Origin of the sequence: Rufibacter roseus, assembly GCF_001647285.1 — a bacterium.
Lineage (GTDB): Bacteria > Bacteroidota > Bacteroidia > Cytophagales > Hymenobacteraceae > Nibribacter > Nibribacter roseus.
Map to the genome: position 1 here is coordinate 140,081 of NZ_LRML01000003.1, position 12,617 is coordinate 152,697.

At 51.4% G+C, this 12,617-nt stretch carries 8 protein-coding genes; 4 read left to right on the top strand and 4 right to left on the bottom strand.

Annotated elements, in window-relative coordinates; genetic code table 11:
* The first annotated feature begins 474 nt into the window (after positions 1 to 474).
* From ricT to A8O23_RS04645, 3 genes are all read left to right on the top strand, one after another.
* Positions 475 to 1,977, top strand: coding sequence for a regulatory iron-sulfur-containing complex subunit RicT (ricT, locus tag A8O23_RS04635; protein WP_066617372.1), 1,503 nt, complete (start codon positions 475 to 477; stop codon positions 1,975 to 1,977).
* Positions 1,974 to 2,462: a gliding motility lipoprotein GldH gene (locus A8O23_RS04640; protein ID WP_066617376.1), complete on the top strand. Its 489-nt coding sequence runs from the start codon at positions 1,974 to 1,976 to the stop codon at positions 2,460 to 2,462. The genes ricT and A8O23_RS04640 overlap by 4 nt, the downstream gene beginning before the upstream one ends.
* Positions 2,463 to 2,619: 157 nt before the next feature.
* Positions 2,620 to 3,684 (top strand): endonuclease/exonuclease/phosphatase family protein, encoded by a 1,065-nt coding sequence (locus A8O23_RS04645; RefSeq protein WP_066617378.1) that lies wholly within the window; start codon positions 2,620 to 2,622, stop codon positions 3,682 to 3,684.
* Between the two features lie 299 nt (positions 3,685 to 3,983).
* Here the strand turns inward: A8O23_RS04645 and A8O23_RS04650 are convergent, their stop codons facing one another.
* Positions 3,984 to 4,427, bottom strand: coding sequence for a hypothetical protein (locus tag A8O23_RS04650; RefSeq protein WP_066617380.1), 444 nt, complete (start codon positions 4,425 to 4,427; stop codon positions 3,984 to 3,986).
* On the opposite strand from A8O23_RS04650, the gene A8O23_RS04655 reads away from it, so the two are divergent.
* The gene (locus A8O23_RS04655) at positions 4,393 to 6,036 is read left to right on the top strand and encodes a hypothetical protein (RefSeq protein ID WP_153042074.1); all 1,644 of its coding nucleotides are present in this window, start codon (positions 4,393 to 4,395) and stop codon (positions 6,034 to 6,036) included. The two genes, A8O23_RS04650 and A8O23_RS04655, sit on opposite strands and share 35 nt — an antisense overlap.
* Positions 6,037 to 6,624: 588 nt before the next feature.
* On the opposite strand, the gene A8O23_RS04660 is transcribed toward A8O23_RS04655, so the two are convergent.
* From A8O23_RS04660 to A8O23_RS04670, 3 genes are all read right to left on the bottom strand, one after another.
* A complete protein-coding gene (locus A8O23_RS04660) occupies positions 6,625 to 7,551 on the bottom strand; it encodes a hypothetical protein (protein WP_066617385.1) in 927 nt (308 codons plus the stop codon).
* The gene (locus A8O23_RS04665; protein WP_066617388.1) at positions 7,541 to 11,533 is read right to left on the bottom strand and encodes an AAA domain-containing protein; all 3,993 of its coding nucleotides are present in this window, start codon (positions 11,531 to 11,533) and stop codon (positions 7,541 to 7,543) included. Before A8O23_RS04665 ends, A8O23_RS04660 begins: the two co-directional genes overlap by 11 nt.
* Before the next feature lie 132 nt (positions 11,534 to 11,665).
* The gene (locus A8O23_RS04670) at positions 11,666 to 12,616 is read right to left on the bottom strand and encodes a ComEA family DNA-binding protein (RefSeq protein ID WP_239693344.1); all 951 of its coding nucleotides are present in this window, start codon (positions 12,614 to 12,616) and stop codon (positions 11,666 to 11,668) included.
* Position 12,617: the final 1 nt, after the last annotated feature.

The following is a 12,617-nucleotide window of genomic DNA, read 5'->3' on the forward strand; positions in this document are numbered from 1 at the left end:
GAACAAGAGGCAGCACCTTTTTTGTTAGCTACCCGAATGGGTTTTGGCGCCGTTTTTCAAAAAACAGCCCCAAAACAGCCTGTTCATAACTTAGTCTGTTGTTCGGCTTAATTCGGATTAAGTTATTATATTTGTTAATTAGGGTCTCAGGCAAAAGGAGATAAAATAGGTTTTAATTGCTACATTTCAACGAATGCGGCATTCAAAGCTTTGATTTACAAGCACAGGCACCATAAGGTCTTTAGACCATGCCACTGATGCGCTTTGCCTGCACCATGTTAATTGTGAAAACAAGAATTATCTATATAAAAGGATTTACCTGTGGGATGTAGTTCATGTTCTAGTGGCGGCTGCGGCTCCAAAACCACTACCTCTGCCGATGGCACCGAGGTAGCAGTGGCGGGTTGCAAAAGCAACGGCGGTTGCAGCACGGGAGGCTGCAATCGATTAAATGTATTTGATTGGCTCTCAGACATGGAAATACCCGTGTCTTTCAAAGAGTTTGATGTGGTAGAGGTACGCTTTAAAGGCGGCCGTAAAGAGTTTTTCCGGAACATTAACCGGCTGCCGCTCATTACCGGCGATGCCGTAGTAGTAGATGTACCCAATGGCCACCACATTGGCCACGTGTCTTTAAAAGGTGAACTGGTGCGGTTGCAGATGAACAAGAAAAAGGTTCAGAACAACGACGAGATCCGGAGCATCTACCGAGTGGCCACTGAAAAAGACATGGAGAAGTTCAATGCCGCACGCGAGCAGGAATCTACCACCATGTACCGGGCCCGGGCCATTGTGCAGGAGCTCAAACTCAAGATGAAGCTCTCAGACGTAGAGTACCAAGCCGATAAAACCAAAGCCACCTTCTTTTATTCCGCTGAAGATCGTGTAGACTTCAGAGAGCTGATTAAGAAACTAGCCGAGGAATTCAAAATAAGAATTGAAATGCGCCAGATCAGCCTTCGGCACGAAGCTGGCCGTTTAGGTGGTATTGGTTCTTGCGGCCGCGAGCTCTGCTGCTCCACGTGGCTCACTGATTTCCGCAGCGTATCTACCACTGCTGCGCGGTACCAGAACCTGTCTTTGAACCCCAGCAAGCTTTCCGGTCAGTGCGGTCGCCTCAAGTGCTGCCTCAACTATGAGCTGGAAACGTACATGGATGCCCTCAAAGACATCCCGAACGTAAACCGGCCGCTGCAAACAAAAGCTGGTGAGGCCTACTTGCAGAAGACTGACATCTTCCGTCGCATCATGTGGTTCGGTTACCGCGGCGACAGCAACTGGTTTCCGGTAACTGTGGAGCGCGTGCACGAAGTCATGAAAATGAATTCTGCCGGCGACATGCCTGAGAACCTGGCTGAGGAAGTAAAAAAGCAGCAACAGGCGGAAGTAGTTGACTTTGTAGAAGCCCTTGAGGGGAATCTGGATCGCCTGGACGATCAATACAAAAACAAGAAAAAGCGTAACAAGAAAAAAGGAAAAGGCGGCAGCAGCGGAACAACCACGGCAGCAGCAGAGGTATTGGCTCAGGCTTCACCAACCCCTGAAACCCGCAAAGACAGACCTTCTGGCCGTCTGAACCTGGGCGAGCCCAGACCGAAGCCTGAGCGGCCCGGAGCCCGACCGGCAGCGGCTGAAAACAAGCCAAGGCCAGAGCGCGGCGATCAACCCAAAGGACAGTCACAGCCTTCTGGCAAAAACCGTCCGGAGCGTGACCCTAACAGGCAGCCAAGGGAGAACCGACCACCCCGCGCCGAAAAGCCGCAGGGCCAGAATGCACGGCCGCCTCAGGAGCAACGGCAAAAGCAGGCTCCTCAAGCAACCGCACCTACCAGTTCCGCTGCAGTAGAGGGAGCAGAGCGTACTCCGCGCCCAGAAGGTGAGCAGCGGCCTCGGAAAAGCCGTAACCGGAATCATAGAAACCGTAAACCCGGTAATTCTGCCAATCCATCTTCCACAACAAAAGGTGACGCGTCATGAAAAAAAACAGTTTAGTCTTTGCCACGCTGTTCTGTCTCATAGGCCTGCTTACCAGCTGCGATGCAAACCGGGTATATGAGGAGAATCAAGACATAAAAGAAAGCTTGTGGCCTATAGATCTGGCCCCCTCGTTTACTTTTGAGATAGCTGACACTACCGCCCAGTACAATGTGTATTTCAACGTACGAAATGCCCTTCAGTACCCATTTTACAACTTGTACCTTCGGCATTACCTCATTGGCCCAGATGGAAAGCAAATAAGCTCGGCGCTGCATGAAATGCTCCTCATGGACCCTAAAACCGGCGAACCCAGAGGCAGCGGAGCAGGCGATTTGTTTGACCACAGATTCAGAGCATTGAAGAATATTAGATTTGAGCGGTCGGGCACTTATAAACTTATTCTAAACCAGTATATGCGCCAAGATCCCTTACCCGGTATTATGTCTATTGGCGTAAGGGTAGAGAAGGTGCAGGCTCAGCAATAAGTTTAATAAACTCCTCAACACAAAGCTGTTTTAGGGCTGGTTTTTTAAAAACGGCTCTAAAACAGCTTTTCCTTTTTATAGCCTGGGTACAATTTAACTAAGGTAACCCTGTCTACCTATTCCGAGTATTTGTACCTACTTACCCCTTACCCTTTATATGCGCATACTCTTAGAAATACTTGGCGGAATAGGTATTCTGTTTTCTTTACTCACCCTGGTGAAAAGCACCCAGTGGTGGATAAGAATGATGGATTTCCCGAGGGTACAGGTCATGACGTTGTTGCTCATGGTTATGGGGCTTTATGGCTGGCTGTACGGGTATGAAATGCTTTCGCAGAAGCTGTTTGCTGGGTTAATGGTGGTAGCCATTATCAACCAGGCTGTGCATGTGTATAAATTCACGCCTCTTGTACGCCCACAGGCGCTGCGCTCTAAAATTAAGGCTCCAAAAAACTCCTTCGGGTTTATGATCTCCAACGTGCGTATGTCCAATAAAAGGTACGACCGTTTCTTGCAGGTGGTGCGTGAAACAGATCCTGACATGCTGCTGATCAACGAGCCCAACCATGCTTGGGCCCAAGCCATTTCAGAGTTAGATGAACGGTACCCGTACTGCATCAAAAAGCCTCTGGAAAACACCTATGGTATGATGTTCTTCAGCAAGTTTAAGCTGAGCAATACTGAGGTTAGGTATTTGGTAGAAGATGGCATTCCATCTTTTTATGCCGTGGTGGAATTGCCTACCGGCAAGAAGTTTGATCTGTTTACGGTGCACCCACAGCCGCCCCACCTGAACAAAGACACAGACCTGCGCGAGGCTGAGCTGCTAACCGTTGCTAAAATGGCGAAAGACTCCCCTTACCCAAGTATTGTAGCCGGTGATTTGAATGATGTAGCCTGGTCTTACACCACTAACCTCTTCCGGAAGATCAGCGGCCTTTTGGATCCCCGCATTGGCCGAGGCTTCTACAACACGTACAATGCCTTTGTTCCGTTCTTCAGATATTCTCTGGACCACGTTTTCTATGACCCTGCATTCCGCCTTATAAGAATGAAGTGCTTGGGGTTCTTCGGCTCTGACCATTTCCCTATTTTTATTCGCCTCAGCTATGAGCCTCAGGAAGCCAAGGAGCATGAGGTACCTACCCCAGACGAGGAAGAGAAAGAAGACGCTGATGAATTGCTGCACCCTGACCCAGATAAGCTACAGCGAAAGGGATAAACCTGATGTGTAGAGGAGTAAATATATTCCTATTTCACTCCCAACAATTATCTCCAAGGCCTCCTCCTAAAGCTCTATAACAAACCAACTTCTGCTATTCGGTAAGTTTCAGAGCTAAAAATGACAACTGTGATTTAACATTCCCATTCTTAACCATGCTACAAACCACTCGTATAGAATAAGCACTTGCCATAGTGTCTCTTCTTCTTTAATGCTATGGCAATGTTAAGCTTACCCAACTAACATTCTATAACCATTAACTAAGGAGAATTCGCTATGAAAGAAAATCAGAATGACGATCAGAACAACTTAAATTCATCTACCGGCTCAGGCAGTAAGTCAAATTCTAAATCATCTTCATCGGGCAGCACAGGTAAAACCTCCACCTCAGACGCCAATATTTCTGGAGTAAGCGCCTCTGGTATTTCGGGCTCTACTACTAGCATGGGTACCGGCGCCTCTTCAGGCAATACCGGAGAAAGCGTTACCAACAGCTCAACTTCGGGCTCAGCCTCTTCAAAGAAATCTTCTACCTCTTCGGGTAGCAGCAAAGGCAGCACCAGCAAATCTTCTACGCCTAAGGCAAGTTCAAAATCTGGTGCCTCTTCTACTTCATCTAAATCTGGCAGTGGTAAATCTGCTACCGGCAAATCTTCCTCATCTTCTAAAGGAAGTTCTTCTTCAGATATGAGCAGCAACAGCGACTCAATGTCAGGCTCATCAGCCTCAATGGGTGGCAACATGGGTTATGGCAGCTCACAAGGCGGCGACATGGGAAACCAGAGCAGCTCTTCAATGCAAAACGGAGGAAACTCCAACAGTAACCAAGGCAACTACGGATCTACTGACATGGGTTCACGGGGAGGCTACGGCAGCCAAGGTGGCTCTAACTACGGACAAGGTGGTTATGGCAACTCTGGCTCACAAGGAGGAAACGACAGCAACAACCAAGGCTATGGTTCGCAAGGCGGAGGCAACTACGGAGGCCAAGGCGGCTACGGCGGTTATGGCCAGGGCAACTATGGAGGCCAAGGAGGCTACGAGTCTCAAGGCGGCACCTACGGCGGAAGCTTCGGTGGCGGAAACTACAACACCCACGACGACCAAAACTACCGTGGCGGCTCTATGGGCGGCGGAAACTACGGCGGCAACTATGGCTCTATGGGCCAAAACCCGCAGGGCATGAGCTCACAAGGCGGTTACTCCGGCAACGCTTCTCGCTCAGAATCTGATCGTGGCGGTTACAGCAACTACGGTGGCTCAGGTTACTATGGAAACCAGATGGGCTACGGCTCTGAAAGCGGCTATGGCATGCACGGCAACGACCACGGAAGAAGCGGCGGCGGATACAGCCAAGGCTACAGCAACCAAAACAGCAGCTCTTACGGGTCAATGGGCTCCAGAGGAGGTTCTTATGGTGAAGAATACGGATCAAGAGGTGGCTCGCGCGGCGGCTATGACGGCAACTCTGATTTTGACGGAGGTTACAGCCAGGGCGGAAACCGCTACAGCACCCAAAACCAAGGTGGTTCCCGCTACGGCCAAGGTGGCTACGGCAACTCGGGCTCAATGGGAGGCGGCAGCAACTATGGCTCTAGCTCCTATGGCAATGACATGGGTTCAAGAGGCGGCTACGGCTCTAACATGGGCTCAGACATGGGATCACGTGGCGGTTACGGTTCATCTAGAGGCGGTAACCAAGAGTGGCAAGGAAGCTCACGTGGTGGCTACCAAGGCGGCGACAGCAGCGGCTACGGCTCAATGAGCGGCGGAAACTATGGTGACCGCGGTGGTTACAGCACGTATAACGCCCAAGGTGGCGACTTTGGGTCACGTAGCTCGCAAGGTGGCTACGGTTCACAAGGCGGCTCTTCTATGGGCGGCAGTAACTATGGCGGCTCAAACTACGGGTCTGGCTCTGGATCACAAGGTGGCAACTACGGTGGCTATGGCGGAGGCAGCTTCGGCGGCTCTAACTATGGCAACCTAGGCAATGACATGGGCTCTCGTGGCGGATATCAATCTTCCGGAACTGGCTCTAGAAACGGAGCACAGGAACATGGCCACGGCGGTTCTATGACCGGTGGTGGATATGGTGGCCAAAACCGTGACTACGGCATGGGCGGCTACGGCCAAGGCAACAGCAGCCAAGGTTCTTCTAGCGGCTATGGTTCGTCATCATCAGACATGGGCTCACGCGGAGGCTACGGCAGCCGAAACCAAGGCGGCATGTCTAGCTACGGCGACGGCGGCTCTGGCTATGAAAACCGTTCACAGTACCGCGACAATGACGATGATTATTCAAGCGGCAACTACCGCGGCGGACGTTCCTCCAGAAACGACCGTGACTAATTAACTGTCTTTAGAACCTACAAAAGCTGCTGAAATTCAGCAAGGCCTTTTGTTTTTGGCACCTCCGCTTTTTACAAATGACAGCAACATCTATTCATAATACACTAACACCGTAGCATCTTTTAGTGTTGTGATTTTCAAAATGTAGGGACAGGTGGCGACCTGTCCTAAACGGCAGCATTAGCTCTATCATTAGAGCCGTGGAAATATTTTTGAGAACGGGATCAGCAATTCGTGGACCAGCAGGTGTAAACATCCCCCTTCGCCCCCTTCAAAGGGGGAATCTGCATAGAAAAACATTGTTAGGGAATTTGAAAAATGAAAGGAGGTTCTGATAAAAGGTTTTATAAATAAAAGGAGAGGCTACAATTTCAAGTTACGCTTATAGTTGTCTCAATTCTCATGACCATAAATAAGCAAAGCATGCTTTCCTGTACTTCCGCAATGAGATATGCTAGCTATGTTCTTAGCCTATTTCTAAAAAATAAGCTAAAAACATAATTTGGTAGGTATAACTAATTGCTTGGTGTAACGGCTAAGAAATGGGTAAAACAGGAGACCCTGTCAGAAAATTTGAAGTATAATTAACTACTGCTTTCTTGTCAATTTATACAGCTTTCCACCCTCATTTGAAATAATGAAATCAGTGTCATTCAAAAACACCAGCCCCTCGGCCTGTCCCACTTTCCCTAACGGAATCTGCTCTTTTTTGCCTTTGAAGACATTGTCAGGGCTGTCGGTTACAAAAAGGTAAGCCCAGCCCTCGCCTAGCAAAGCAATGTGCCGGCCGTTTGGCGAAATGTCAGCAGCAGTGATTTGGGTACTGATTTGGATGCTGTCCAGGGGAGCCACGGTTTGCACGGCACCTGTTTTATTCTCTACTTTGTAAAGCTTCACCCAATCTCCTTTGCCGCGGTTTTTGGTGAAGAGGTAGAAAGCGTTATTGTGCATCAGGAAACCCTCTACGTCAAAGTTTTGGTTTTTCTTTGACGGCGGAAATTCTGTTTGGTCAGCGTATTTAAAAGGAATGGTGCCTACAATGCGCTTTGCCTTTTCGTCTACTTTCAGAATCTGCAGGTCTTTGCGGTCGTTGTCGTTATTGCCCATGTCGCCTATGTACAGAAAACCGTCTTCCCCGCGCGCCAAATCTTCCCAGTCGTTGTTTTTGGCGCGGTCAATAGGAAGGGTTTCCAGCAGGTCACCAGACTGGTTTACCTTGTACAAAACCGCGTCGTTGCCCGCATCTGGGTGCGTCCAAAAGTTTCCGTCTAGAGAGGCTTCCAGGCCAGAGCTTTCGGGCACTTTCTTTTTGCCCATCTTGCTCAACTCCTCTAAATCATAGTTGTTGTTGACAGCAAAGCCCTCCGATGCTGGGTTTTTGTCTTTTTTCTTCTCTTTCTTTTCAGAGAAAAGGCCAGCGCTGTTCTCATCGCCTTTAGCGGTGCTAGAGTCGCAGGCAACAGCAACGAGCAGGCACAAGCCCGTGGTTATTTCAAGTAATTTATCACGCATCATGTTCGTACAGTTCGGTTAGTCTCTGCCACACCTGGTTGGGCTGGCTCCAAAACTGACGACTGTACACGGCTCCAAATTTCCAGCCCCGGGCTTTTAAACGCAGGGGCACATCGGCGTGAGAGGCCTTGGCAGAAGGGCGGCGGAAGTACAAATCGTCGTCTGTTAACACTACGGCCTCATAGCTCCCGCCGTTACGGAAAGTTAGGTCTGCAAAGGGAAGTTCCAACGATATTTCCGGTTTTGTACTATTCTGCTTAAACTCTTCCAGCAAAGCAGGGTACAAAAGCAGTGCTGAAGGGATGCCGGCGGGTGGCGTAGGCTGCGGCTGAAAGCCGTTGCTGGACACCTCTCGCGCGAAGGCCAGGTAATCGCGGAGCAGCCTCGGCCCTATGTGTTTTGTATTCTCCACCGGAAACTGCTCCGGCCACAGGCTCGTTACCAGATACACCCGCTTAATAGCCCGCGTAATGGCCACGTTCAACCTGTTTTCGCCTTTGGCCGCGTTTAGGCTGCCGAACATGGCCCGCACCACGCCCTGTGCATCGGGCGCGTAGCCTACAGAGAATATGATGTACTGCCGCTCATCGCCCTGAATGTTTTCAATGTTCTTGACGATGAGTTCTTCTGGCAGTCTCATGTTCTGCTGCAGGGCGTGTTCTTCCAGTAAATCCTGCACCAGCTGCTGCTGCGGAAAATTGAATGTAATTACGCCGATATTGGTCTCGCCCTGCGCCATCAGTTCAAACACCAGGTCACGCACCCTCTCCGCCTCTACGCGGTTAGTCTGGTTTTCCCAAAGGCCGTCCACCTTGATATACTGCAAAGCAGGCTCGGCGGCATTCATGGCCTCGCGGCGCGGAATCAGCTGCAGTTTGTCGCGGTAGAAGTTGCGGTTCGAGAACTGGATGAGCTCCGGGTACTGGCTGCGATAATGCTCCGAGAGCAGGGTCTGTGGCAGGTGCAGGGCGCTCAACTGCAGCAGCGACTCTACCAGCAGTTCCTCGGTTTCTTCTTCCTCAGTGCCGAACCGCACGCGGTACAAATCAGATGGCCCCAGTTGCTGCTCGTCACCGGCTATCACAGCTTGTTTGCCGCGCATCATGGCGGGTATACCCACCTCGGCAAAACATTGTGAGGCTTCATCGAAAATCACCAAATCAAACACCCGCTCCAGCGGAAACAGCGCTGACACGGTCTCAGGTGAGGCCAGCCAACAAGGCAACAGCTGCCGAATTTCGCCACCGAACTCAGCGTTGAGTTTGCGCAGCGGGTACAGCATGCGCTTTTTGCTTACCTGCGTGAGGAGCCGTTTATAGGTGACCGGGTTCCCTAGCCGGTTGTATTCCATGTTTTTGTAGGTCTGCTCGCGCAGGTTCAGGAGAATGATTTGGCGACTGAGCTCGGCCTTCTGTTTTATCTTCTCCTGCAGCTCCGCTTCCAGTCGCTCCAGTTCACCCGTGCTGACAATGGTGAGCACGGGGTATTGGTTCTCCAGATGTTGCACCCAAGCCAGTAGCACACTGTTCTCCAGCGCCTGCAACTGCGCTTCCAGACCTTCAGGCACTGCCGCTCGCAGCTCATCCAGCCACGCTCGCAGTTCCGGCGAAAGCGTGTGTACCAACGCATCAAAAGACACCAGACGGTCGAAATTGTCTACCAGGCTCTGGGCTAAGGCAGGAGCGGCAGCTGGGTCTATGGCTACCTGCTCTATTTGAGAGGAAGTCAGCCATTGCTCCCACTCCCGCATCTGAGCCTGCAATTGCTGGAGATTTGGCAGTGTTTCGGCGAAAACAGCCTTAAAACGCTCAGCTCTGAATTGTAGCAGTTCATCGGGCAGCACCTCGTAGGCCATCAGTTTCTGCAGGGCCTTCCGCTGCTCCCAAGCCAGCTGCAGTGCCTCCAGCTCCTGCGCCGACTCTCGGCCATACACATCTGCAGGTAGCTCTAACGTAGGCTCCAATTCTTGCAAGTTTCTCCATTGTGCTTGAAGCCCCTCCCACCCCTGCAGCGCCTTACGCAGGTGCTCTACCGCGGTGTCTGGGTTCGTGAGCTTTTTGCTTTCGGCAAATGCCGATAATTTCTTTTTGTCACTGGAGAAGCTCCATTGGATTTTGCCCAAGAAACCACTGTGCGCTTTATCATAGGCAGCCAGCAGTTGAGACAATTCCTGCACCTCGGCCAGTGTCAGTTTAGTTTGGGCGGCAGCGGTTTCTTTTTGTAGTTGGGCCAGTTGCTCCTCGCGCTGTTTGTACTCTTTGGTTTGGGTCAGATTTCCGAAAAACAGCCGGGAAACGGCTTTGTCTTTCAGGGCCTCCTGCACGGATTGCAATGTTGGCAGTTCCTGTACCAGCGCCTGCAGTGCATCCCAAGGCTCGGCGTTTGGTGGCAACAGCTCCTGTACCTGCTGGGCTACGGCTTGGGAGGTAGCCGGAATCTCATTGAGCAGCTGCGTCAGTTTCTGGCGCTCGGCCCAGGTGTGGTGATGGAAAGAACGGCGGTCGTTCCACGGGAAATCCGAGCTTTGCAGCAAGGCCGCGTCTTGCAGGTAATGCAGCAGCCGGGGCCGCCACTCCTGCCAGGTTTCAGCGGTGAAGTGCAGGTAAATTCCCTCAGCGGAGAGGTGCGGTGCGCGCGGGTTGCTGCGCAGGTACAGTTCTTTCACTGACCAGCCACAAACCGAGGTATCGAACAGCGCTTCTTTCAGGTCGTTCAGCCGCTCCGATATTTGGTTGATGCGGCGGCTCACCTCCAGAAACTGCCGCTCCGCCTGAATGTTACCCAACGCTACGTTCTGCCGCTGGTACTCCTCTACCTGCTCAATCTGCTGCCGTATTTTAGCGAAAACCGCCGGCCGGTCTAGGTTCAGGTCGTGCACCAGCGCTGAGAACTGGTCTAAGCCGGTGGTAGATAGCCGCTGGTACACCACATCTAATGCCGCCCGTTTTTGGCACACCACCAGAACGCTCTTGCCCCGCGCCAAGTAGTCAGACACCAAATTGCAAATTAGCTGCGATTTACCGGTGCCCGGAGGCCCCTGCACCACTACGCTCTGCCCCGCTTTCACCTGCCGCAGGGCCGCCTCCTGAGAGGCATCGGCGTCAAATGCGGTAAACAATTGTTGCTCCAGTTGCGCCTGCGCCGAGTTCACCTCCGTCTCGGGCAGCAGCAGTTCCTCCAGCGATTCAGCGGGCGGATTTTCGAGTAAATCATCATAATCAGCTAACTGATAAGAACCTGCTTGGGGGAAGATGCCTAGCACTGCCTCTGGTTGCAGTTTCAGCTGACCCGGCTTCCACGACTTCTCCAGCTCGTCGCGTTTGTAGGCTTTGAACGGTTGTAGCGTATCTTTCAGCAACTCTTGGTTGAAGTTTACCTCCACGTTGCTTTCCTTCAGTAGCTCATACAGCTTGGTTCTGAACTGCAGGTCATCCGTCGGAAACTCCTCAAAATCCTCTTCCATGAGCGCCTCGTCGGGCTTCAGGCTGAGGTAGTGCGCGTAGGCCAGCAGAAAACTTTTGTTGAAGAAAGCAGGCGTACCCGAAGGCCGCACCAGTTGCCATTGCCGCTTCTCGCTCACCCGCAGTTCCACGGGGAAGAACAGCAACGGGCAGCGCACCAACGTGCCGTCTGGGAAAGCACCTTCCACAAACGGCCACCCCACGAACAACTCTTTGGCGCCCCGCTCTTCCCAAATCATGTGTGCCCGCCGTTGAATGTTCTTCAGCTGCTTCGTCAGCGGTGCTAAAGCGGCATCACGGGCATCGGCTACTTCACACAAAGCTATTTGCTGCTTTCCCGCCAACAGCTCCTGCACATAACTGAACGAAGAGCCTTTCAGCGCCTGGTCAAGGGCATGAACATCTAAATGCAAACTAGCCGATGGCTTGAGCAGCAACAAGGATTTGTTGGAGCCGCTCAGGTTGAGCAAACGGCGCTGGTACTGTTTGAGCAGGTTGGGCAGTGAAGACGCGGGGTTAGGCATTTAGGCAGTTATCAGTGTGCAATAAACAGTTATCGGGTTGGGTAATTTATGTTTTGTAAAATAGGCAGAATGGGATTTATTACCAATTCATTTTTTAGCAGAGGCAACCGTTCATCCTTGCTCATTTTTGTACTAATCCACAGCTACATACGGTTTCATTTTCTGGTATGCCTCCTCAGTGATGACTTTAATTTTGCGTAGTTCATCTACATTGGGGTAAGGCCCGTGCTGGGTTCGATAATTGACAATGGCTTTGGCCAAGTTGTAGCCAATGTACGGGTGTTGCCGAAGCTGGTCAAACGTAGCAATGTTCAGGTTTATTTTCTTCGGTTCAAACGCCTTAGCCACGAAACCATATTTCCGCACGCTGTCTGCTACTTCCGGAGACAGACCGTAAACCTCCGCTACTTGCTCCACGCTCTGGAAACCGCCTATCTTGTCTCTAAAGTTGACAATGCGCTGGGAGAGTTTGCTGCCAATGCCCCTGATTTGCTTTAACTCGGTGGTGTCGGCGGTGTTGAGGTCGAAGGGCTGTAGCTCCCAGCGCTTGCGTGGGTATTCTGTTTTTGGCCTGTTTTCTGGAAAAGGAGCCGAAAACGCTTGCTCATTTTCCCTTCTGCTGTAGCCGGGGCTCTCATCGGGCAAATTGATGTACGGGTACCATTGCTGGAAAAGTGAGTCGGGCAGCCCGTAGATTTTCTGGAGCTGGGCTTTACTCTTAAAGTCACCAGCTTTGGCGCGGTAGTTTAAAACGCGCTGCGCGATGTATTTACTTAGCCCCAGCTCCTGCCACTGCTCCACTGTGAGCTCGTTCGGGTTGAAGCGGTACAACTTGATTGGTTTGCGTTTGTACGTTTCGGCTCTGGCAGCTTCTGCTTCTGCTACATTCGCGTCTAGCTGCACTACCAGGCTGTCTAGTATCTGCCTATCGGTGGTGGGGTCATAGGGAACATCGTCCTGGTAAAAGAAAAATGGCGCCGCAATAAGCAACACCATCAAAATGATCAGCATGAAAAACTGGTTCAGCTCCCGCCGGGAAAACGAAAAGAAATCCTGAATGGCTCGGCGCAAACGGTTCAGCATA